Source organism: Helicobacter pylori (assembly GCF_003638305.1).
Taxonomy (GTDB): Bacteria; Campylobacterota; Campylobacteria; order Campylobacterales; family Helicobacteraceae; genus Helicobacter; species Helicobacter pylori_DJ.
Map to the genome: position 1 here is coordinate 56,009 of NZ_MVYP01000005.1, position 22,483 is coordinate 78,491.

General features: G+C 38.7%; 17 protein-coding genes, 1 tRNA gene and 1 pseudogene. 14 read left to right on the top strand and 5 right to left on the bottom strand.

Annotated features, from left to right (window positions below; translation table 11 throughout):
* Window positions 1-16: 16 nt before the first annotated feature.
* From hisS to EAL04_RS03360, 3 genes are all read left to right on the top strand, one after another.
* Window positions 17-1,345 (top strand): histidine--tRNA ligase, encoded by a 1,329-nt coding sequence (gene hisS / locus EAL04_RS03350; protein WP_120973261.1) that lies wholly within the window; start codon window positions 17-19, stop codon window positions 1,343-1,345.
* Entirely contained in the window at window positions 1,332-2,372 is a 1,041-nt protein-coding gene (gene asd / locus EAL04_RS03355; protein ID WP_120973263.1) for an aspartate-semialdehyde dehydrogenase, read from the top strand. Before hisS ends, asd begins: the two co-directional genes overlap by 14 nt.
* Window positions 2,373-2,805: 433 nt before the next feature.
* Window positions 2,806-3,915, top strand: a complete 1,110-nt coding sequence (locus tag EAL04_RS03360; RefSeq protein ID WP_120973265.1) for a DUF874 family protein — start codon at window positions 2,806-2,808, stop codon at window positions 3,913-3,915.
* Window positions 3,916-4,059: 144 nt separating this feature from the next.
* Here the strand turns inward: EAL04_RS03360 and EAL04_RS03365 are convergent, their stop codons facing one another.
* Window positions 4,060-4,803, bottom strand: coding sequence for a carbonic anhydrase (locus EAL04_RS03365; protein ID WP_120973267.1), 744 nt, complete (start codon window positions 4,801-4,803; stop codon window positions 4,060-4,062).
* A 276-nt stretch (window positions 4,804-5,079) separates the two neighbouring features.
* Here EAL04_RS03365 and EAL04_RS03370 point away from each other — a divergent pair, with 276 nt between their 5' ends.
* The 3 genes from EAL04_RS03370 to EAL04_RS03380 all read left to right on the top strand — a co-directional run bounded on the left by EAL04_RS03370 (window position 5,080) and on the right by EAL04_RS03380 (window position 8,980).
* Window positions 5,080-6,255 (top strand): sugar transporter, encoded by a 1,176-nt coding sequence (locus tag EAL04_RS03370; RefSeq protein WP_120973269.1) that lies wholly within the window; start codon window positions 5,080-5,082, stop codon window positions 6,253-6,255.
* A gap of 168 nt (window positions 6,256-6,423) precedes the next feature.
* Window positions 6,424-7,803, top strand: coding sequence for an HP1184 family multidrug efflux MATE transporter (locus tag EAL04_RS03375; protein WP_120973271.1), 1,380 nt, complete (start codon window positions 6,424-6,426; stop codon window positions 7,801-7,803).
* A 25-nt stretch (window positions 7,804-7,828) separates the two neighbouring features.
* A complete protein-coding gene (locus tag EAL04_RS03380; protein WP_000542831.1) occupies window positions 7,829-8,980 on the top strand; it encodes a cation:proton antiporter in 1,152 nt (383 codons plus the stop codon).
* An 8-nt stretch (window positions 8,981-8,988) separates the two neighbouring features.
* Here the strand turns inward: EAL04_RS03380 and EAL04_RS03385 are convergent, their stop codons facing one another.
* A complete protein-coding gene (locus tag EAL04_RS03385; protein WP_078258349.1) occupies window positions 8,989-9,750 on the bottom strand; it encodes a tRNA 2-thiocytidine biosynthesis TtcA family protein in 762 nt (253 codons plus the stop codon).
* 18 nt (window positions 9,751-9,768) lie between these two features.
* Complete coding sequence (locus tag EAL04_RS03390) at window positions 9,769-11,061, bottom strand: MFS transporter (protein WP_341352199.1); 1,293 nt, start codon at window positions 11,059-11,061, stop codon at window positions 9,769-9,771.
* 184 nt (window positions 11,062-11,245) lie between these two features.
* Between EAL04_RS03390 and EAL04_RS03395 the strand changes: the two genes are divergently transcribed.
* The 4 genes from EAL04_RS03395 (at window position 11,246) to deoD (EAL04_RS03410) (ending at window position 14,639) form a co-directional block, all read left to right on the top strand.
* Window positions 11,246-11,323, top strand: a tRNA-Met gene (locus EAL04_RS03395).
* Window positions 11,324-11,428: 105 nt separating this feature from the next.
* Window positions 11,429-12,685, top strand: a complete 1,257-nt coding sequence (locus EAL04_RS03400; protein WP_120973276.1) for a NupC/NupG family nucleoside CNT transporter — start codon at window positions 11,429-11,431, stop codon at window positions 12,683-12,685.
* A gap of 11 nt (window positions 12,686-12,696) precedes the next feature.
* Window positions 12,697-13,938, top strand: a complete 1,242-nt coding sequence (locus EAL04_RS03405) for a phosphopentomutase (RefSeq protein ID WP_120973278.1) — start codon at window positions 12,697-12,699, stop codon at window positions 13,936-13,938.
* Window positions 13,935-14,639 carry a purine-nucleoside phosphorylase gene (deoD, locus tag EAL04_RS03410; protein ID WP_120973280.1) on the top strand — a complete coding sequence of 235 codons (705 nt, stop codon included), beginning with the start codon at window positions 13,935-13,937 and terminating at the stop codon, window positions 14,637-14,639. Before EAL04_RS03405 ends, deoD (EAL04_RS03410) begins: the two co-directional genes overlap by 4 nt.
* A 147-nt stretch (window positions 14,640-14,786) precedes the next feature.
* Here deoD (EAL04_RS03410) and EAL04_RS03415 read toward each other — a convergent pair whose 3' ends face one another.
* The gene (locus EAL04_RS03415) at window positions 14,787-15,299 is read right to left on the bottom strand and encodes a GIY-YIG nuclease family protein (protein ID WP_108356104.1); all 513 of its coding nucleotides are present in this window, start codon (window positions 15,297-15,299) and stop codon (window positions 14,787-14,789) included.
* Window positions 15,259-16,557 (bottom strand): Eco57I restriction-modification methylase domain-containing protein, encoded by a 1,299-nt coding sequence (locus EAL04_RS03420; RefSeq protein ID WP_120973282.1) that lies wholly within the window; start codon window positions 16,555-16,557, stop codon window positions 15,259-15,261. The genes EAL04_RS03415 and EAL04_RS03420 overlap by 41 nt, the downstream gene beginning before the upstream one ends.
* Before the next feature lie 271 nt (window positions 16,558-16,828).
* On the opposite strand from EAL04_RS03420, the pseudogene deoD (EAL04_RS03425) reads away from it, so the two are divergent.
* From deoD (EAL04_RS03425) to EAL04_RS03445, 4 genes and pseudogenes are all read left to right on the top strand, one after another.
* A pseudogene (deoD, locus tag EAL04_RS03425) lies at window positions 16,829-16,906 on the top strand (purine-nucleoside phosphorylase); the annotation flags it as partial.
* A gap of 457 nt (window positions 16,907-17,363) precedes the next feature.
* On the top strand, window positions 17,364-19,283 hold the full coding sequence (gene hopQ / locus EAL04_RS03435; protein ID WP_120973284.1) for a Hop family adhesin HopQ: 1,920 nt from the start codon (window positions 17,364-17,366) through the stop codon (window positions 19,281-19,283).
* Between the two features lie 451 nt (window positions 19,284-19,734).
* Entirely contained in the window at window positions 19,735-21,042 is a 1,308-nt protein-coding gene (locus tag EAL04_RS03440; RefSeq protein WP_000505500.1) for an NCS2 family permease, read from the top strand.
* A gap of 128 nt (window positions 21,043-21,170) precedes the next feature.
* On the top strand, window positions 21,171-22,394 hold the full coding sequence (locus EAL04_RS03445) for a sugar MFS transporter (RefSeq protein ID WP_001174138.1): 1,224 nt from the start codon (window positions 21,171-21,173) through the stop codon (window positions 22,392-22,394).
* Window positions 22,395-22,483 lie beyond the last annotated feature (89 nt).

A 22,483-nucleotide genomic window follows, 5' to 3' on the forward strand; every position in this document is an offset into this window, starting at 1 on the left:
AATACAAGGAAATGGAATGATTACCCCTAAAGTGTTGAGCGGGTTTAAAGACCGCTTGCCTAAAGATGCGATACAAAAAGCCCAGTTGCTTGCGAAAGTTTCAGTCGTGTTTCAAAGTTTTGGTTTTGTGCCGATTGAAACCCCTCATTTGGAATACGCTCAAACGTTATTGCCTGATGCGAGCAGCGATATTCAAAAAGAAATTTATCGCTTTAAAGACCATGGGGATAGGGATGTGGCTTTAAGGTTTGATTTGACCGTGCCGTTAGCCCGTTTTGTCTCTTTACACCACCAAATATTAGGCATGCCCTTTAAACGCTACGCCATAGGCAATGTTTTTAGGGGTGAAAGGGCACAAAAAGGGCGTTACAGGGAATTCACGCAATGCGATTTTGATTTTATAGGGAGCGAGAGTTTGGTGTGCGATGCTGAGATCATTCAAGTGATTATCGCTTCTTTAAAAGCTTTGGATTTAGAAGATTTTTGCGTCTCTATCAACCACAGGAAAATTTTGAACGGCATATGCGAATATTTTGGCATTGCTCAAGTGAATGAAGTGCTGCGCATTGTGGATAAATTGGAAAAAATTGGCTTGAATGGGGTTGAAGAAGAATTAAAAAAAGAGTGCGATTTGGATCCAAACACCATTAAAGAGCTTTTAGAAATGGTTCAAATCAAACAGAACGATTTAAGCCATGCGGAATTTTTTGAAAAAATTGCTTATTTGAAAGACTATAATGAGAATCTAAAAAAGGGTATACAGGATTTAGAAAGGCTATACCAGTTGCTAGGGGATTTGCAAATTTCTCAAAACCTGTATAAAATTGATTTTTCTATCGCTAGGGGGTTAGGGTATTATACAGGGATTGTGTATGAAACCACGCTTAATGACATGAAGTCTTTAGGGAGCGTGTGTTCAGGGGGGCGTTATGATCATTTGACTAAAAATTTTTCTAAAGAGAATTTACAAGGAGTGGGGGCTTCTATTGGGATTGATAGATTGATTGTGGCTTTGAGTGAAATGCAATTATTAGACGAGCGCTCCACCCAAGCTAAAGTCTTAATCGCTTGCATGCATGAAGAGTATTTTTCTTACGCCAACCGCTTAGCGGAGTCTTTAAGGCAAAGCGGTATTTTTAGCGAAGTCTATCCAGAAGCTCAAAAAATCAAAAAACCCTTTTCTTACGCTAACCACAAGGGGCATGAGTTTGTGGCTATCATTGGCGAAGAAGAATTTAAAAGCGAAACCTTAAGCTTAAAAAACATGCATTTAGGCATGCAGTTGAATTGCTTGAGTTTTTTAAAAGCCCTTGAAATCATTGGAGAAAACGATGAAGACTTATAATGCCGCTATTGTTGGGGCTAGTGGGGCAGTAGGGCAAGAGCTGATTAAAGGTTTAGAAAATTCTTCTTTCCCGATTAAAAAATTTGTCCCGCTCGCTAGCGCTAGGAGTGCTGGTAAAAAGATTAAAGCTTTTAATAAAGACTATGAAATTTTAGAAACCACGCACGAAGTTTTTGAAAAAGAAAGAATAGATATCGTTTTTTTTAGCGCTGGGGGGAGCGTGAGCGAAGAATTTGCCACAAGCGCTGCAAAAACGGCCTTAGTGGTTGATAACACGAGCTTTTTTAGATTGCATAAAGATGTGCCTTTGGTCGTTCCTGAAATCAACGCTAAAGAAATTTTTAACGCTCCCTTAAATATCATCGCTAACCCTAATTGCTCCACCATTCAAATGACGCAAATCTTAAACCCCTTGCATCTCCATTTTAAGATAAAAAGCGTGATTGTTAGCACTTATCAAGCCGTGAGTGGGGCAGGGAATAAGGGCATAGAGAGTTTGAAAAATGAGCTAAAAACCGCATTAGAATATTTGGAAAAAGACCCCGCTATTGATTTAAACCAGGTTTTGCAAGCCGGGGCTTTCGCTTATCCGATCGCTTTCAATGCGATCGCTCATATTGATGTTTTTAAGGAGAATGGCTACACGAAAGAAGAGCTGAAAATGGTGCATGAAACCCATAAAATCATGGGCGTGGATTTCCCTATCAGCGCGACTTGCGTGCGCGTGCCGGTATTGAGGAGCCATAGCGAGAGTTTGAGTATCGCTTTTGAAAAAGAATTCGATCTCAAAGAAGTCTATGAAGTTTTAAGAAACGCCCCTAGCGTGGTTGTTTGCGATGATCCTAGCCGCAATCTCTACCCCACGCCCTTAAAAGCGAGCCACACGGATACCACTTTTATAGGGCGCTTGAGGAAGGATTTGTTTGACAAAAAAACTTTGCATGGCTTTTGCGTGGCGGATCAATTAAGAGTGGGGGCAGCCACCAACGCGCTCAAAATCGCCATGCATTACATTAAGAACGCTTGAGTTTATTCAAAGATAACAAAGATGAATGCGCATGCACTTGAATTAAGGATAAGGATCAATCTAGCCCAATCTCTCAAAAAGAGCTTTAAGTTACTAGGCTTGCGATGTTAAACAAGGGTGTAATTGAATTTCTCAAGGCTTGATTGAGAGAAATGCTAATATTTGGTAGGTCAAAAGGAATGATAAAGGCTTATACTCAAGCAGAGAGTGAATGTTTAGCTAGCGAGTTATTGCCTATTATTCCATTTAAAAGGGTGTGAGTTTAAGGTATAAGGGAAACTTGTATCAAGTTTTGTTGGAATGGATTAGAAAAATCTGATTGGATTGACCCTCACAATTTTTCAAACCAATTGTTTAATAACGATTAAATATGGCTATATACACTACAATAATAAGATTTTGAAAGGTGAGATTGTTTTTTGAAAGGATTTAAATGCCTATTATAAGGGTTTTAGTAATGCTTGCAACAATGATGATGAAGTTAGGAAAAACGGCAAAAGAAAAGAAAGTTTTTAAGAATGTGGGAATGTCTATAATGGGGATTGCTTTTTGGGAAGCGATAAAAGACTCGATAAAAAAACAAATTAAAAAAAGCAATTGGATATGCGGGAATGTTAAGACTGCGGATGATTATTTAAAAACGCATCCTAACTCATGGTTTAATTCAGCAATAGGTGTAACAGCTTTAACAGCCATGCTTATGAATGTGTGTTTTGCTGATGATCAATCCAAAAAGGAAGTGGCTGAAACTCAAAAGGAAGCTGAAAATGCTAGGGATAGAGCAAACAAGAGTGGGATAGAACTGGAACAAGAACAACAAAAGACAAGCAATATAGAGACTAATAACCAAATAAAAGTAGAACAAGAAAAACAAAAGACAAGCAATACGCAAAAAGATTTGGTTAAAGAACAGAAAGATTTGGTTAAAGAACAGAAAGATTTGGTTAAAGAACAGAAAGATTTGGTTAAAGAACAGAAAGATTTTATTAAATACGCAGAACAAAATTGCCAAGAAAAACATAATCAATTCTTTATTAAAAAAGCAGGAATTAAGGCTGGTATTGGTATAGAAGTAGAAGCTGAATGCAAAACCCCTAAACCCACAAAAACCAATCAAACCCCTATCCAGCCAAAACACCTTCCAAACTCTAAACAACCCCGCTCTCAAAGAGGATCAAAAGCGCAAGAGCTTATAGCTTATTTGCAAAAAGAGTTAGAATCTCTGCCCTATTCACAAAAAGCTATCGCTAAACAAGTGGATTTTTATAAACCAAGTTCTATCGCTTATTTAGAATTAGATCCTAGAGATTTTAACGCTACAGAAGAATGGCAAAAAGAAAATTTAAAAATACGCTCTAAAGCTCAAGCTAAAATGCTTGAAATGAGGAGTTTAAAACCAGACTCACAAGCCCACCTTTCAACCTCTCAAAGCTTTTCAATCATTCAAAACATCGTTGCCGATATTAATAAAGAAATAGAAGTAGCGGCTAATACTGAAAAGAAAGTAGAAAAAGCGGGTTATGGTTATAGTAAAAGGATGTAGGCATAAGAAAACACCATAAAATCGTTTTTAGCGTTTGAGCGTTTCACAAAATACAAGCGGTTGCAATTTTTATGCGGTGTTTCATGAAGAATGATTTTTATATCCCTCTCTTTAAAAAGAGAGGGTTTTTATTTTAGTGGGTCTTTAGCGGGTCTCAGCTGAGCTTTTAATGATCACGGTGTTGTAGTCAGGCTGGACGGGGCGTTGGTTGGGCGAATTTTTCATGCGTTTTTTGATTTCAGCCAATTGTTTGGCAGAGACTTCCAAAGGCTCTTCTATGACAAACCATGCCACCCCTTCTGTGCAAGGAGGAGCGGTGAGAGAGCCGTTAAAATGGTAGTAATTGATAGTTTTGGGTAAGAAAGTGTCTAAAGCCACCTCCTTAAAACCTTGTTTCTTTTGAATGCCTTCTAAAATAGGATCAAGGTTGGGGTTTTCTTTCCCTTCTTCAAAACCTATCGCTAAGACTAATAAGCGCCCTTTAGCGTCTTTATGCACGAAATGCGCGCTCAAAGGCCTGGTTTTATTATTGATTAAAAACTCCATAGGGGCGTGGAAATGCACATTATCCAGCACATAATCATGCCCTCTATAATTGATGTGGTTAGTCGGCTCAAACGAAGCTTTTAAAGTGTGGTGGGTGAAAAAGACCGCTTTAGGTTTGGAAGCAGCGTATTTGAATTGCAAATCGGTTTTATCTTGCGTGTGGTAGTAATGCTCAATGTTGATGGGCGATTGGCTTTTACCGCTTTTGCACACTTCAAAATCTTTGTGCAATTTGTCCCAGCGGTGCGGGCCGTTTTCTTTATTTTTATAATCCCATTTGGTGTTTTCAGCGCCTATAAGAGAAGCGGCTAACGCTAAAGCGATCAAAAAAGTTTTTTTCATTCTAATTATCCTTTATTCTAAAATTCTAAAATTATTAAAAAGGCAATAGCTTAATTTTAGCGCTTAATAAACAATGACCGCAGTTACAAAAAACAGATTGGTTAAAAGTTGAAAATGATTTTAAATTCTGTTTTATATGGTAACAACTCCCTTGGATTAATGTGCCTATGGAGCGAAATATTTGTTTCAATCAGCCCCTAATTTACAAGCGGTTAAAATTTTTGTCTTATACTCTAGGTTTTCAAATTGAATAAAATTTAACCCCTTAAGATTTAAATGATGATAACCAAACAATCGTATCAAAGATTCGCCTTAATGCGGGTTTTTGTGTTCTCGCTTTCGGCGTTTATTTTTAACACCACGGAGTTTGTCCCTGTCGCGCTCTTAACAGACATTGCAAAAAGTTTTGAAATGGAGAGCGCGACAGTGGGGCTTATGATCACTGCTTATGCGTGGGTGGTGTCTCTTGGCTCATTGCCCTTGATGCTACTTAGCGCTAAGATTGAAAGGAAACGCTTACTGCTCTTTCTTTTTGCCCTTTTTATTGCTAGTCATATCCTTTCAGCGCTAGCGTGGAATTTTTGGGTGCTTCTCATTTCTCGTATGGGTATCGCTTTTGCCCACTCTATTTTTTGGTCCATCACGGCTTCTTTAGTCATTCGTGTCGCACCAAGAAATAAAAAACAACAAGCTTTAGGGTTATTGGCGTTAGGGAGTTCGTTAGCGATGATTTTGGGGTTACCGCTTGGGAGGATCATTGGGCAAATCCTGGATTGGCGATCCACTTTTGGTGTGATTGGGGGCGTTGCGACTCTTATAGCGTTGCTTATGTGGAAATTGCTCCCGCCTTTGCCGAGTAGAAACGCCGGCACGCTCGCAAGTGTCCCTATATTAATGAAACGCCCGCTGTTAATGGGGATTTATTTGCTTGTGATCATGGTTATCTCTGGGCATTTCACCACTTATAGCTATATTGAGCCTTTTATCATTCAAATCAGCCAATTTTCTCCTGACATTACGACGCTAATGCTGTTTGTGTTTGGGTTAGCGGGCGTGGCAGGGAGTTTTTTATTCGGCCGTTTGTATGCGAAAAACTCAAGAAAATTTATCGCTTTTGCAATGGTTTTAGTCATTTGCCCGCAACTCTTGCTTTTTGTGTTTAAAAACTTAGAGTGGGTGATCTTTTTGCAAATTTTCTTGTGGGGAATAGGGATCACTTCACTCACTATTGCGTTGCAAATGAGGGTGTTGCAGCTCGCCCCAGATGCTACGGATGTCGCGAGTGCGATTTTTTCGGGGAGCTATAATGTGGGGATTGGATCAGGAGCGCTGTTTGGCAGTATTGTGATCCACCAATTAGGGCTAGGGTATATTGGCTTTGTGGGTGGGGCTTTAGGTTTGTTGGCGCTCTTTTGGCTTAGATTCATTACGATAAAGTTTAAAAAAACTTAAAGGGCGTTAAAAGGATTAACCCAATAAAGGAAAATCCTTTTTGCGCTAAAAACCATTTTTTAAACTTTAATGGTGTTGCTTAAATCCAATTGTGCGAATGGGTAGATTGCCTCTCTTTTTATGTTAAAATAAAAGAATTTGTCATAAATTTTAAGCGGTGTGTTTTAAATGCTCAAAAAAAAGATTGATTTGCATAAAGATTCTATTAGGAAGCTCTTTTTTTATTATTTTATCCCTTTAGCTTTTTCTATGATCTCACTTTCCACTTACTCTATGATAGATGGCATGTTTGTGGGTAAGAAACTGGGTAAAGAAGCTATCGCTGCGGTCAATATCGCATGGCCTATTTTTCCAGGGCTCATTGCGTATGAATTGCTTTTTGGTTTTGGGGCAGCGAGTATTGTGGGGTATTTTTTGGGTCAAAATAAAACCCATAGGGCTAGGCTTGTGTTTAGCAGCGTGTTTTATTTTGTCGCTATAAGCGCCTTTATTTTGAGCATGGTGCTACTACCTTTTAGCGAAACTATCGCGCGTTTTTTTGGGAGTAATGACGCTTTATTGAGCATGTCTAAACGCTATATTGAAATCATTTTAATGGGCTCTGTTTTTATGGTTTTGCACCCTTTAGCGGATGTCTTTGTGGTGAATGACAAACGGCCCGTTTTAGCGATGGTGGCGATGCTGATTGGCTCGTTAGCGAATATCTTTTTCAACTATTGGTTTATTTTTGTTTTGGAAGTGGGGGTTCAAGGCAGCGCGATAGCCACCGTGATAGGGCATGCGATAGGGGTTTTAGTCTTAATGCAGCATTTTTGGCGCAAAAAAGGGCAGTTGTATTTCATCAAACGATTTTCTTTGTCTTCGGTCATTTCTTCAGCTAAAAGCGGTGTGCCTCAAAGCACGGCGGAATTTAGCGCTTCTATTATGATTTTATTGTTTAATACCGCTATCATGCACACGGCTGGGGAAAGGTTTGTGAGCATGTATGGGATCGTTATGTATAATGCGATTATCTTTTTTACGACTTTGTTTGCGATTTCTCAAGGCATCCAACCGATTGCGAGCTTTAGCTATGGGGCTAGAAATTTAGAGCGCGTGAGAGCCGTGTTTGTCTTTGGTTTGAAAGTAGCGTTTTGTATAGGGGTTGTTTTCTATGGCACTTATTATTTCTTAGATGAATTTTTAATCAAGCTTTATTTGCAGCCAAGCGAACAAGATCCCCTTTTTATGCAAGAGACTAAAAGAGCGATGAATATTTACTACATCGGCTATGTTTTTTTAGGCATGACTTTGTTGTGCGCAGTGTTTTTCCAATCCATTCAGCGCACTAAAAGTTCGTTTATCATCACCCTTTCGCACACGCTGGGGTTTATTATTGTCCTATTGCCGATTTTAAGCCATTTCTATGGGATTAATGGCATTTGGGTAACTTACCCTATCGCGCAATTTTTAGCGTTTTTAGTAGCGTTAGGGGTAACTTATTATGAAATCAAAAAAGGGGTTTTTACCATTTATAAAGAGAAAAACCCTATCGCTTTGAAAACTTAACCAATAAATAAGGTAAAATTAAGACATGCATGCAGAATTTTTCACTTTCGCGCTCATTATGCTTTTAATCGTAATAGCTCCCTATATGTCTAGAATCTCTCGTTTGCCTATCACGGTCGTGGAGATTTTATTTGGGTCTGTTGGGGCGTATGTGGGTTTTATTGAGCCTACTAAGGGCTTTGAAATCATGTCTGAAATTGGCTTTTTATTTTTAATGTTTTTATGCGGTTTGGAAGTGGAGATTTATTTGTTTAAAAAATTAGGGGTTTCTCTTTTAAAACGCATTTTTGCTTACCTGTTGATTTTATACACGCTTTCGTTCATCCTTACTTTTAGCCTTAATTTAGAGCCTATTTTTATGGTGATTTTCCCTATTATCAGTTTGGGCATGATCATGACTTTAGTCAAAGATTATCGTAAAGAGATTTTGTGGCTTGATCTGGTTTTGAAAGTGGGCGTTATTGGGGAATTGTTAAGCATTTTTGGTTTGGTGGTCGTGGATGGGGTGTATTCGCATGGTTTGGGCATGGAATTGATTAAAGATTTAGGCATTCTCATTGTTTTTTTAATTTTAATTATCGTGGCGTTTCAAATCTTTAAGACTTTGTTTTGGTGGTTCCCGCATTTAAAGCTTTTTGTGATGCCTAAAAGCAGTCAGTTTAACCAAGATGTGCGTTTTTCGCTCATGCTCTTTTTTTCCTTGGTTGCGATCGTGGTGTGGCTCAAAATAGAAATGGTTTTGGGGGCGTTTTTGGCGGGGTTAGTCGTTTCTACTTTTTTCCCTCACAAATCAGAGCTGATCCACAAGCTCAATGATGTGGGTTTTGGGTTTTTTGTGCCTTTGTTTTTTATCCATGTAGGCTCTACTTTAGACTTAAAATTAGTGTTTTTAAACCCGCATTTGATCCTTCAAGGGATACTGATTGTCATAGCGATGTTGAGTTTGCACTTGATCACTTCAACCTTATTGTGGCGCAAATACTTTAAAGAAGCTAAGCATTTATTTTCATTCGCTTTAGGGGCTTCTATGCCTTTAACTTTTTTAGTAACCACCGCCGCAGTGGGTTTAAAAGCGCAAGCGATCTCGCAAAACACCTACTACGCATTGCTCATGGCGGCTATTTTTGAAGGGGTATTATTCACGATTGCGATCAAAATACTCAACAAAAAAGCTTAAATGAAAGCTTAAGCGTCTAAATATCTAGCGTCGCTAAAGCTGCTCGCTTGAACGTTATTAAACGCATTTTCTAAGCTGTCAAAGAAACGAGGGTGCAAGTTTTGCATTTCTTTTAAGAAATTTTTAGTGGCTAATCGCGCGATAGGAGGCTTATCAGAGGTGGGCTGCTTGGCTGGGCAATTGCAATCAGGAGCAACCGGGATATTTTGAGAAGTGACAAAATGGATACTACTGGCTTCTCGAACCTTAATCAAAGGGCGGATCACCAATAAGCCGTTTTCAGCCCTATAAATGGGGGGCATGCTCCTCAAACTCCCGTTATAAGTGAAATTCATAAAAAAGCTCTCCACCGCATCGTCTAAATGGTGTGCGATAGCGACTTTATTATAGCCTTCTTCTAAAGCTTTAGAATACAAAGTCCCCCTCCTCAAACGAGAGCAAAACGAACAAAACGAGCTTTTTTCACGGCGTTTTTCGTTGATCGTGGCAGCGATTTGGGTGTAAATGATCTCATGCTCAATGCCTTGCTCTTGGCACAAATCGCTCAACCATTTCAAATTTTCGCCCAAGCCATAATGCACGGTAACCGCTTTAAAATCAAATTTGAAAGGGGCATGTTTTTGCATCCTGGCTAAGATGCAAGCGAGCATGATAGAATCCTTGCCCCCACTCAACCCTAATAAGATTTTATCGCCTTCTTCTATGAGTTTGTAAGTGGCGTTTGTCTTGCCTACAATGTGCAAGACTTTTTTGGAAATTTCATAGGCCATTTTTGATCCTTGATTATTTTATTTTCTAAAGTTTCGCGCTAAGCGAATGATTTCTTCTTCGCTAATGTGATCGGAATTATATTTCACAATAATGATTTCTTCGCTAATATTGACATACCATTCAATGATTTTGTCCCCTAAAGTTTCAAATTGTTCCTCATTATAAGCGTCTAAGGGGAAATAGACATTTTTTTGCTTGGAAGGGTTATGGAGTAAAAAGAGCGATAGTCCCCAAATAAGCCCTAAAGCTACAACGATTAAGCTTGTGTTAGAAACGCCTAAATGATGGTAGCTCAACCCCCCGCTCACGCCCCCAACAAAGCTCCCTAAATAGCCAAAAGTAGTGAATTGCCCTAAAACCTTGCCTTTTTCGTTTGCTCTAGCGAATTTAGACGCTAAAGATTGCATGATAGGCTCTAAGGTGGCAAAACCAATAAAGAAAAACGCCACCCCAAGAATAAAGAGCCATAAATATTTACCCAAAAAGCTAGAGTCCGCTAAAAACAAGCACAAATAACTCATAATAAACAACAACACGCCAGAAAGCATCACCCCTTTAGGCTTATTGTATTTTTCAGCCATAACGCTCGCTACTCCCATGCTTAAAACCCCTAATAAGGCTCCAGGCACATACACCAAGATTAAAAAACTTTCATCTTTATGAAATTCATTCACTAAGGCTAAAGGGATCAGCACAAAAATAAGCGTCATGAACGCTTTTTCAAAAAAAGAGCTTATGTATAAAAGATACAAGGCTTTAGAGTTGGGTTGGTAAGCTTTGATGTTTTTGATTTGGTAAGAAATTTTAGGAGCGTCTTTAACTTTTAAAAGCATCAACAAACTCAATAAAGTTAAGATCGCCGTGAGCAAGAAGAGCCATTTTGCCCCCCCAAAAAACGCCACAATCCCAGGGCCTATCGCCATGCTTATGGTAAAGCTAATGAAAATAAACGCCCCCATGATCGCCATCGCTTTGGTGCGCTCTTCTTCTTTCACCTCATCCGCCACCATCGCGCTAACGACCCCCCCTAAAGCCCCCATGCCTTGAATGAAGCGCCCGATAACGAGCGTGATAATATCGTTCGCCACAAAGCACACTAACGAGCCAATTAAAAACAATAACAAGCACACCATAACGACCACTTTACGGCCGATTTTATCGCTAAGAATACCCATGGGGGTTTGAAAAATGATTTGCGTGAGATACGCCCCACCCACAGCCAAACCTATGAGCAAGGGACTGCTTGAATGGAAACTATCCGCATACAAACTGATGACAGGCAAAACAATAAAAAGCCCTAAAAACCGCAACGACGACACTAACGCTAATGGAAAAATTTTCTTAAACATGCGTGGTATTTTACAAGAAAATCTCTAATTTTTATCATTAATTTAGGAAAGTAGGATTGATAATAAAAGTTTAATTTTAATGGATTTTTAAGAAAATTTTTTGTATAATCTTATTCTTTATTTTTTTGCTTTATATTTTGCTTGTGTCAAGGTAGCTCAGCTGGTTTAGAGCGCTGGTCTCATAAGCCGGAGGTCGGGGGTTCAAGTCCCCCTCTTGACACCATGATTTGATTTAATCTTCATTTAATTTTCGTTTAATCTTTTTTTTAGCAAACCTAAACTACAATAGCGTTGCATCTTTTAATTTCTTAACATTAGGGATTTGACGATGATTTTTAGCTCTCTTTTAAGTGTTGTAGGGATGGCGGTGCTTTTTCTTATTGCTTGGGTGTTTTCTAGCAATAAAAGGGCTATAAATTATCGCACGATTGTCAGCGCCTTTGTGATTCAAGTGACTTTAGGGGCGTTGGCTTTATATGTGCCTTTGGGCAGAGAAATACTGCAGGGTTTAGCTAGCGGCATACAAAGCGTGATTGGTTACGGCTATGAGGGGGTGCGTTTTTTATTTGGCAATCTCGCTCCAAACGCTAAGGGCGATCAAGGGATAGGAGGCTTTATCTTTGCGATCAATGTTTTAGCGATCATTATCTTTTTTGCTAGCTTGATTTCACTTCTATATTATTTAAAAATCATGCCTTTAGTCATCAACCTCATCGGCGGGGCGTTGCAAAAATGCTTAGGCACTTCTAAAGCAGAAAGCATGAGCGCAGCGGCTAATATTTTTGTAGCGCACACCGAAGCGCCCTTAGTTATTAAGCCTTATTTGAAAAGCATGAGCGATTCAGAGATTTTTGCGGTCATGTGCGTGGGCATGGCTAGCGTTGCGGGGCCTGTGTTAGCCGGGTATGCGAGCATGGGCATTCCTTTGCCTTATTTGATCGCTGCTTCGTTTATGTCCGCTCCTGGGGGTTTGTTGTTCGCTAAAATCATTTACCCGCAAAACGAAACCATTTCTAGCCATGCAGATGTTTCTGTAGAAAAGCATGTCAATGCCATAGAAGCTATCGCTAATGGGGCAAGTACAGGGCTAAATTTAGCCTTGCATGTGGGAGCGATGCTTTTAGCCTTTGTGGGAATGCTCGCGCTCATTAACGGGATTTTAGGGGTTGTAGGGGGGTTTTTAGGCATGGAGCATTTGTCTTTAGGGTTGATTTTAGGCACACTCTTAAAACCCTTAGCCTTTATGTTAGGCATTCCGTGGAGCCAGGCTGGGATTGCCGGAGAAATCATAGGCATTAAAATCGCGCTCAATGAATTTGTGGGCTATATGCAGTTATTGCCTTATTTGGGCGATAACCCTCCTTTAATCTTGAGCGAGAAAACTAAAGCGATCATCACTTTTGCGTTGTGCGGGTTTGCTAACTTAAGTTCAGTCGCCATGCTCATTGGGGGGCTTGGCAGTTTAGTGCCTAAAAAGAAAGATCTCATTATAAGGCTTGCTTTAAAAGCGGTGCTTGTAGGCACGCTTTCTAATTTCATGAGCGCGACTATCGCTGGGCTATTCATAGGACTAAACGCTCATTAAAAGGACAAAACATGCAAAAAAGAGTGGTGATCTTATTATTGGATTCTTTTGGTATAGGGGCTAGTGAAGACGCTAAAGATTTTGGCGATTTGGGGGCGAACACTTTAGGCAATATCGCTAAGGCTTGTTTCAATAACCTAGCTGATTCTAACGATCGCAATGGGGCTTTGAAACTGCCTTATTTAGAGAGTTTGGGTTTAGGGTTGAGCACTTTAAAAGCTGCAAATGAATTGCCCTTAGGCTTTCAATCCCAACCTAATTTAATAGGGGCTTACGCTTACGCGCAAGAACTTTCTAGCGCTAAGGATACGATTTCTGGGCATTGGGAGATGATGGGCGCGCCCGTTCTTTTTGAATGGGGGTATTTTAAAGATAAAACCCATTCGTTTCCTAAAGAAATTTTAGATGAAATCATGCATAAAACTAAGATTAAGGGCTATTTAGGGAATTGCCACGCATCAGGGACAGAAATCATTAAAGATTTAGGCGAAAAGCATTTAGAAACTTTATACCCCATTTTTTACACTTCAGCGGATTCGGTGTTTCAAATCGCTGCGCATGAAGAAAGGTTTGGGCTGGATAATTTATACGCCCTTTGTGAAGAAGCGTTTAAAATTTTAGAGCCTTTAAAGATCGCCAGAGTGATCGCACGCCCCTTTATTGGCGCCAATAGAGAGGATTTCAAGCGCACCGCTAATCGCAAAGACTATGCGATAAAGCCCCATAAAAAATTGCTTTTTGAAACATTCATTGAAGAAAAGCAGGGCGAAGTCATTAGCATTGGAAAAATCGCTGATATTTACGCTCATGTGGGGATCACCCAAAAGTTCAAAGCCGGTAGTTTAATGGAATTATGCGATGTTACTTTAGAGCGAGTCAAAAACGCCCCAAACAACAGCTTGATTTTTACGAATTTTGTGCATTTTGATAGCGATTATGGGCATAGGCGCGATATTAGCGGGTATGCTAACGCTTTAGAGTATTTTGATGCACGCTTAAAAGAGGTTTTAGAAAATTTAAGGAAAAACGATTTGCTCATTCTTTGCGCCGATCATGGGTGCGATCCCAGCTTTAAAGGCACCGATCACACACGAGAATACATTCCTGTTTTGTTCTATCATAAAGATTTACAACCAGCCTTTTTAGGCAAGAGCGAGTCGTTTGCGGATATTGGGCAAAGTATCGCTCACTTTTTGGGATTAAGCCCCCTAGATTATGGCAAAAACTTACTAAAATTTAAAGGACAACCATGACCCCTCACATCAACGCTAAAATCGGCGATTTTTATTCTCAATGCCTTTTATGCGGCGATCCCTTAAGGGTGAGCTACATTGCGAAAAAATTTTTACAAGACGCCAAAGAGATCACGAATGTGCGCAACATGCTAGGCTTTAGCGGGAAGTATAAGGGTAAGGGGATTTCTTTAATGGGGCATGGCATGGGCATTGCGTCATGCACGATTTATGTAACCGAACTCATTAAAACCTATCAGGTTAAAGAGCTTTTAAGGATTGGCACTTGCGGGGCGATTAGCCCAAAAGTTGGTCTGAAAGACATTGTCATGGCGATGGGGGCTTCAACGGATTCTAAAACCAATCGGGTGCGTTTTTTGAACCACGATTTGAGCGCAACGCCTGATTTTGAATTGAGTTTAAGAGCGTATCAAACAGCAAAGCGTTTGGGCATTGATTTGAAAGTGGGCAATGTTTTTTCAAGCGATTTTTTCTATTCTTTTGAAACGCATGCCTTTGATTTAATGGCCCAATACAACCACTTAGCTATTGAAATGGAAGCGGCAGGGTTATACGCCACGGCGATGGAATTGAACGCTAAGGCTTTATGCTTATGCTCGGTTTCGGATCACTTAATCACTAAAGAAGCCTTAAGCCCTAAAGAAAGAATAGAGAGCTTTGATAACATGATAATTTTGGCTTTGGAGATGATGACACAATGACGATTGAAAATAAGTTTAAAGAGCAAAAACTCATTCGCTCTACTGAGTAAAATCATCAAATTTAGCTCTTTATATTATAGCTTTAGTGTGGAGATTATTTTTGACCATACTTTAAAAAACATATGTAATGTATAAAAAATATTCTTTTTAAGTCTGTGTGCATCCGATAGGTTTTTTCTTATGATTTTTAATAAAATTTTCTAAAATCACATTCTCAGCCCTTTTAGAAGTTGAAAAACTATCTTGGTAAGTTTTACCAAATAGGGTATAGGTAGGTTGTTCTGGAAAAAATGCATACACTTGTACGATTTTATTAATCTTTAAGAGCGATTGCAATACAAAATAATTTGTTGTGGAGCAAGTGCCATTTTTACGATATTCTACTTTGCCGCAATTATAAGATTGTACTCGCTTCGTGATGGGCGTAATGCTATGACCGATTTTAAAAATTTTACCTTGAATAACAAACACATATACAAGTCCTTCGTTTTTCATATTCTTTTCATCAATGGCGTTGATTTCTAATTTTTCCAAACTATTATTAGGGACTAATTCGCATAATAAATTAAAATACTCTTTGTATTCAAAGTCCTTATAATCAATTTCATCTTTTAAATCATCAACACTCTTTAAAATTATATCGCTCTTTCTTTTTGCCATAATACGCCCCATTAAATTTTTGGATAAATTCTAATTCTTGCTTGTTTAGAACAATACTTTCCAATAAAGGTAAATGCTGTAACACTCTAATGTTATTAAAATTTCCATAACGAGTGAGATTATTAAGAAATAAATAAATTTCATTATCTAATTCGGTTTTAATTTTTAAGGCCTCTTCGTAGTTTTTGCAACGCACAAACGCAATGCTTTGTGTCATGCCGCAATTATCAATAAATGTGCTGTATTGATTAGTCAAAGATAAAAAGACTTTATAGCCTTCTTGATATTTGTGAGGGATTTTACTATATACGACTTGACTAGGGGTATGGATAATCTTATAAGGGTAGTCCTTATTTTGAATGGGCGATAAAAATTCTTTCTTGGTTGTCCTGTGTAGAAAGCTTGTCGTTTCTATTTTGTAGGTAGGTAGATGAGTATTATTGATCGTTTTATCTAAAATGTTACAAACTAATTCATTCAAATACAAGGGAATAAAATTCAAACGAGTTTTAAGAGATACTCTTTGTTTGTCTTTTAAGGTGTAATGATTTTCTACGCTAAAACTTTTTTGATTAGGGATTTTTTGTAATAAAAACCAAGTGAAAGATGATCCGACTTTTTTAAAGTATTTTTTAGCTCCGCCAATATTAAGATGGATAAATTGATATTGTGAGAGTAAGTTGGGTAAAACATTCCTATCTGAAAAACTCATCCAGTGATTAGGCACAATAAATAAAATATAACCCCCATTTTTTGTAAGCTCTAAGGCTTTTTTAATAAAGTCTCTTGCCAGATTATGATTTTTAGAAGTGCGACCTAGTGCATTAAATTTAGCAAAAGGCGGATTAGCCACGATTAAGTCATAAAGCGTAGCGCTATCAAATTTTAAAAAATCCTTACAGCTTAAATGGATATTGTTCCCAAAATATTTTTTAACATGCTCAATGCGTTTAGGGTTAATCTCATTAAAATACAGATTGCTTAAAGAAGTCTTAGTCTCTAAATAAGCAAAAAAATTCCCATTCCCACAACAGCAATCTAAAATTTTTAAATGTTCTTGTTTAAAAAAATCGCTTGGGATAGTGTCTATCATTTCTTTCACACAATCTAATGGGGTGCAAATATCATTAGAATTAACAAAATGACTTGTGTCAAAATTGAGTGTGTCAAAATACGCTTTAATTTGCGAAAAACTATGTAATTTGATGCGTTCGTGATTTAAAAAAGGGCGTTTTTCTATCAAAGGGAGAGATAACACTATTTTTGAACCTTTTTAATTTTATTGGCGTTTCCTAAATCCATTATATCATATCCACCTTTATAATTTCATTAGCGTTTATTTTCTATTTTTTAAGAAATAAGCTTTTGATTTTCTTTTATAAAAAAATCTATCGTTTTTTGGCGGAGTTTTTTAAAATCTAGTATTCCGAGCAAAGAGTGCTAAAAAGAATATTAGGGCTAATTTAAAAGAGTTTTTATAACCCCATAAGTTAAGGGTAAGCTTTAAAGGAAAACCTTTAAAATAAATTAAAGAAGCCTTAAGCCCTAAAGAAAGAATAGAAAGCTTTGATAACATGATAATTCTGGCTTTAGAGATGATGAGTTAGCCTTTTTTGTTGCCCCCATAAGTTAAGGATAAAATTTAAAGGAAAACCCTTAAAGCTAAAAGCCTTAAGGGAACTTTGGAAAAACTAAAGCTATCGTTTTACAGAAACTTCGTTTGACAAAACTACCGCTTCAATAAAACAACAACTTTACACCCCAAAAACGAAATTTCAAGGTATAATGTTTTCCAAGAGTTTTTACCATTTTCTGTTTTCATGGCAAACTCCCATTAAAAATTATCCCCATAATTGCACTTATGGGGGTGTTTATTTTACAACAATCTTTCTAAAACCAAATCCCAATTAAATTAAACACTCTTAAAAGCTTGATTGAGTACATCAAAACACCCTAAAACTTTTTTTGAAATCCAATAAATTTGTGGTAAAATTAAACGCATTGTAAATAAATTCTCATTTTGATACATTTTTTGCAATAAAACATTACTTTAAGGAACATTTTATGAAAAAAACGAAAAAAACGATTCTGCTTTCTCTAACTCTTGCGGCATCATTACTGCACGCTGAAGACAACGGCGTTTTTTTAAGCGTGGGCTATCAAATCGGTGAAGCGGTTCAAAAAGTGAAAAACGCCGACAAGATCCAAAAGCTTTCAGACACTTATGAAAAATTAAGCAAGCTTTTAGCCAATAGTGGCGCTGGCTCAAAGACAAGCGCGCAAGCAATCAACCAAGCGGTCAATAATTTGAACGAACGCGCAAAAACTTTAGCCGGTGGGACAACCAATTCCCCTGCCTATCAAGCCACGCTTTTAGCGTTGAGATCGGTGTTAGGGCTATGGAATAGCATGGGTTATGCGGTCATATGCGGAGGCTATACCAAAAGTCCAGGCGAAAACAATCAAAAAAATTTCCACTACACCGATGAGAATGGCAACGGCACTACAATCAATTGCGGTGGGAGCACAAATAGTGATGGCACTCATAGTTCAAATGGCACTAATACGCTAAAAGCAGATAAGGGTGTTTCTCTATCCATCAAGCAATACGAAGATATCCATGAAGCCTATCAGATTCTTTCAAAAGCTTTAAAACAAGCCGGGCTTGCTCCTTTAAATAGCAAAGGGGAAAAGTTAAAAGCGCATGTAACCACATCAAAGTATCAACAAAATAATCAAACTAAAACGACAACTTCTGTTATTGATACGACTAATGATGCGCAAAATCTTTTGACTCAAGCGCAAACGATTGTCAATACCCTTAAAGATTATTGCCCCATGTTGATAGCGAAATCTAGTAGTGGAAATAGTAACGGAGCCGCTACAAACACCCCTTTATGGCAAACAGCCGGTGGCGGCAAAAATTCATGCGAGACTTTTGGTGCGGAGTTTAGTGCCGCTTCAGACATGATTAATAATGCACAAAAAATCGTTCAAGAAACCCAACAACTCAGCGCCAACCAACCAAAAAATATCACACAACCCAATAATTTCAACCTTAACTCTCCTAGCAGTCTTACGGCTTTAGCTCAAAAAATGCTCAAAAACGCGCAATCTCAAACAGAAATTTTAAAACTAGCCAATCAAGTGGAGAGCGATTTTAACAAACTTTCTTCAGGCCATCTTAAAGACTACATAGGGAAATGCGATGCGAGCGCTATAAGCAGTGCGAATATGACAATGCAAAATCAAAAGAACAATTGGGGGAACGGGTGTGCTGGCGTGGAAGAAACTCTGTCTTCATTAAAAACAAGTGCCGCTGATTTTAACAACCAAACGCCTCAAATCAATCAAGCGCAAAGCCTAGCCAACACCCTTATTCAAGAACTTGGCAACAACCCTTTTAGGAATATGGGCATGATCGCTTCTTTAAGCAATAACGGGGCTATGAACGGCCTTGGGGTGCAAGTGGGTTACAAGCAATTTTTTGGAGAAAAGAAAAGATGGGGGTTAAGGTATTACGGCTTTTTTGACTACAACCACGCCTATATCAAATCCAACTTCTTTAACTCGGCTTCTGATGTGTGGACTTATGGGGTGGGCAGCGATTTATTGTTTAATTTCATCAATGATAAAAACACCAACTTTTTAGGCAAGAATAACCAGATTTCAGTGGGGCTTTTTGGAGGAATCGCCTTAGCAGGGACTTCGTGGCTTAATTCTCAATTCGTGAATTTAAAAACCATCAGCAATGTCTATAGCGCTAAAGTGAATACGGCTAACTTCCAATTTTTATTCAATTTGGGCTTGAGAACCAATCTCGCTAGGCCTAAGAAAAAAGATAGCCATCATGCGGCTCAACATGGCATGGAATTGGGCGTGAAAATCCCTACCATTAACACGAATTACTATTCTTACTTGGGAACTAAATTGGAATACCGAAGACTCTATAGCGTGTATCTCAATTATGTGTTTGCTTATTAAAAACTCTCTTTTTAAAAGGGGGGTTAAACTTCTAAAAAAACCTCTAAAGCTAAAAATTTTCAAAAAACAATCATTAAACCCAAAAATGAAATTTTAAGGTATAATGTTTTTGCCATTTTTAATTTTCCATGGCAAACTCCTTTTTAGAATTTACCCCCATAATCGCTCTTATGGGGCGTTTGTTTTGCAACAATCTTTTCAAATTTAAAAAAACGCTCCCTCAAAAACCATTAAAGAGTGAAATTACCTTACAAGATGAGCTTTTTTGCGATTTTCGTTAAAACGATTATTTTTTAGCGGAGTTTTTAAAAAAAAGGGTTTTTTACTCACTTCTCTTGATTGAAACAACACAATCAAGCATCTTAAGGCAATTTAAAATAAAATAGTGCTAGCATAACCCCAAAGCCCCTTATTAAATTAATCTATACCAAATAGTAAGGAGTTATCTAACATGGGGTTTTTCAAGCTTAAAGAACACAACACGAACGTTGCCACCGAGTTTAGAGCGGGTTTAACGACTTTTATCACCATGATTTACATCGTGCCGCTAAACGCTCTTATCCTTTCTCAAGCCAACATGCCTTATGAAGCCCTTTTGAGCGCAACGGCCATTATCACTATCTTATCAAGCGTGTTTAACGGATTGTGGGCAAACACCCCCATAGCCATGAGCGTGGGCTTAGGGTTGTCAGCTTATTTTAGCTTTGGGTTGGTTCAAGGGCTAAAACTCCCTTGGCAGAGCGCTTTAGGCATCGTAGCGCTCTCTGGAGCGATTTTTGTGATTTTGTCTTTCACTAAATTTAGAAGTTGGGTCATGCGAAGCATTCCTAGCGATTTAAGGCGTGCGGTGAGCGCGGGGATAGGGGCTTTTATCGCATTTATTGGCCTTAAAGAAATGCATATCGTCGTTACCCATAAGGCTACGCTTGTAACCTTAGGCGATTTTGGCGATCCGCATGTGTTATTGGGGGTTGTGGGAATCATTCTAACTTTCGCGCTCTACACGCTCAAAATCAGGGGTTCTTTCATTATAGCGGTCTTAATCACTTCCATTCTCGCATGGGTTTTAAAGCTAGCCCCTTACCCTAGCGAGTTTTTTTCCATGCCCGCTAGCATTGGCCCTATCGCCTTTCAATTAGACTTTAAGGGCATTTTTTTTGATGCGAGTGGGGCTTTCACTTTAGCGTTAGTGCCGGTTATCATCACTTTTTTTGTAACCGATTTGTTTGATTCTTTAGGCACGCTTGCAGGGATTGGCCACAAGACTGATTTTTTCAATGATGAAGAAAAAAACAAGGAATTGGAAAAGACTTTGGAAGCGGATGCGGTGGCTTCTTTAGGGAGCGCGGTGGTGGGCGTTTCTACCACGACGGCTTTTATAGAGAGCGCGAGTGGGGTTGAAGAGGGGGGCCGCACAGGGCTGACAGCGGTTTTTACCGGATTATTTTTTGTTTTAACGCTCTTTTGCTTGCCTCTTTTAAAAGCCATTCCCAGCAATGCGATTTATCCGGTGCTAGTGGTAGTAGGGGTTTTGATGTTTAGCGTGTTAGAGGGGGTGAATTTTAAAGACATGGCCATTAGCGTTTCCACTTTTTTAACCGTGGTGATGATGCCCTTAACCTTCTCCATTGCCGATGGCTTAGCCTTTGGCTTTTTGTCTTATAGTATCATCAAATTAGTTCAAAAAGACTTCAAAGCGCTCAATTCGGGCATCATCATTCTCTGCATCATTTCTGTTTCTGTATTTATCTTTCGTTAAGCTCTTTTTAAGGGGCTTTGCATTTTTTACCCATTTCATGCCTCTTTTTCTTTATTTAGACAGATTATTATCTTAAAATAATTGTAATATCATTATTATTATATCAACTCAATAAAAAAGGAGAAGGTATGCAAAAAACTTCTAACACTCTGGCGCTGGGGAGTTTGACAGCGCTATTCTTTCTAATGGGTTTTATCACGGTTTTAAACGACATTTTAATACCACACTTAAAGCCCATTTTTGACTTGACCTATTTTGAAGCTTCACTCATTCAATTTTGCTTTTTTGGGGCGTATTTCATCATGGGAGGAGTTTTTGGGAATGTGATCAGTAAAATCGGCTACCCTTTTGGCGTGGTGCTTGGTTTTGTGATCACAGCGAGCGGGTGCGCGTTGTTTTATCCGGCGGCGCATTTTGGTTCCTATGGGTTTTTTTTAGGAGCGTTGTTTATTTTAGCGAGCGGGATTGTGTGCTTACAGACTGCCGGTAATCCCTTTGTAACCTTGCTTTCTAAAGGTAAAGAAGCCAGAAACCTGGTTTTAGTCCAGGCGTTCAATTCGCTTGGCACGACTTTAGGGCCTATTTTTGGGAGCTTGTTGATTTTTAGCACGACTAAAATGGGCGATAATGCAAGTTTGATAGATAAGTTAGCGGACGCTAAAAGCGTTCAAATGCCTTATTTGGGCTTGGCGGTGTTTTCGCTTCTTTTAGCGCTCATCATGTATCTTTTGAAATTGCCTGATGTGGAAAAAGAAATGCCTAAAGAAACGACGCAAAAAAGCCTGTTTTCGCACAAACACTTTGTTTTTGGGGCTTTAGGGATCTTTTTCTATGTGGGGGGAGAAGTGGCGATTGGCTCATTCTTGGTGCTAAGCTTTGAAAAGCTTTTGAATTTAGACCCTCAATCAAGTGCGCATTACTTGGTGTATTATTGGGGCGGTGCGATGGTGGGCCGTTTCTTAGGCAGTGTTTTGATGAATAAAATCGCTCCTAATAAATACCTGGCTTTCAACGCCTTAAGCTCTATCGTGCTTATCGCTTTGGCTATTCTCATTGGAGGCAAGATCGCTTTATTCGCTCTGACTTTTGTGGGCTTTTTCAACTCTATCATGTTCCCTACCATCTTTTCTTTGGCTACGCTCAATTTAGGGCATCTCACTTCTAAGGCTTCTGGGGTGATTAGCATGGCGATTGTAGGAGGGGCGTTAATCCCCCCCATTCAAGGTGCGGTTACAGACATGCTCACAGCAACCGAATCAAATTTGCTCTACGCTTATGGTGTGCCGTTATTGTGCTATTTTTATATCCTCTTCTTTGCGCTTAAAGGGTATAAGCAAGAAGAAAACTCCTAAAAAAAAAGGGGGGGGTTTCTCTTTTATTTTCTTTTTTTTAGCTTGTTTTAAAAATTTAAAAAATTCCAAATTAAATAAGGTTTTATTTG

Coding starts and splice junctions, on each gene's coding strand:
- hisS (WP_120973261.1), top strand. CDS start 17: ATGATTACCCCTAAAGTGTTGAGCGGGTTTAAAGACCGCTTGCCTAAA.
- asd (WP_120973263.1), top strand. CDS start 1,332: ATGAAGACTTATAATGCCGCTATTGTTGGGGCTAGTGGGGCAGTAGGG.
- EAL04_RS03360 (WP_120973265.1), top strand. CDS start 2,806: ATGCCTATTATAAGGGTTTTAGTAATGCTTGCAACAATGATGATGAAG.
- EAL04_RS03365 (WP_120973267.1), bottom strand. CDS start 4,803: ATGAAAAAAACTTTTTTGATCGCTTTAGCGTTAGCCGCTTCTCTTATA.
- EAL04_RS03370 (WP_120973269.1), top strand. CDS start 5,080: ATGATGATAACCAAACAATCGTATCAAAGATTCGCCTTAATGCGGGTT.
- EAL04_RS03375 (WP_120973271.1), top strand. CDS start 6,424: ATGCTCAAAAAAAAGATTGATTTGCATAAAGATTCTATTAGGAAGCTC.
- EAL04_RS03380 (WP_000542831.1), top strand. CDS start 7,829: ATGCATGCAGAATTTTTCACTTTCGCGCTCATTATGCTTTTAATCGTA.
- EAL04_RS03385 (WP_078258349.1), bottom strand. CDS start 9,750: ATGGCCTATGAAATTTCCAAAAAAGTCTTGCACATTGTAGGCAAGACA.
- EAL04_RS03400 (WP_120973276.1), top strand. CDS start 11,429: ATGATTTTTAGCTCTCTTTTAAGTGTTGTAGGGATGGCGGTGCTTTTT.
- EAL04_RS03405 (WP_120973278.1), top strand. CDS start 12,697: ATGCAAAAAAGAGTGGTGATCTTATTATTGGATTCTTTTGGTATAGGG.
- deoD (WP_120973280.1), top strand. CDS start 13,935: ATGACCCCTCACATCAACGCTAAAATCGGCGATTTTTATTCTCAATGC.
- EAL04_RS03415 (WP_108356104.1), bottom strand. CDS start 15,299: ATGGCAAAAAGAAAGAGCGATATAATTTTAAAGAGTGTTGATGATTTA.
- hopQ (WP_120973284.1), top strand. CDS start 17,364: ATGAAAAAAACGAAAAAAACGATTCTGCTTTCTCTAACTCTTGCGGCA.
- EAL04_RS03440 (WP_000505500.1), top strand. CDS start 19,735: ATGGGGTTTTTCAAGCTTAAAGAACACAACACGAACGTTGCCACCGAG.
- EAL04_RS03445 (WP_001174138.1), top strand. CDS start 21,171: ATGCAAAAAACTTCTAACACTCTGGCGCTGGGGAGTTTGACAGCGCTA.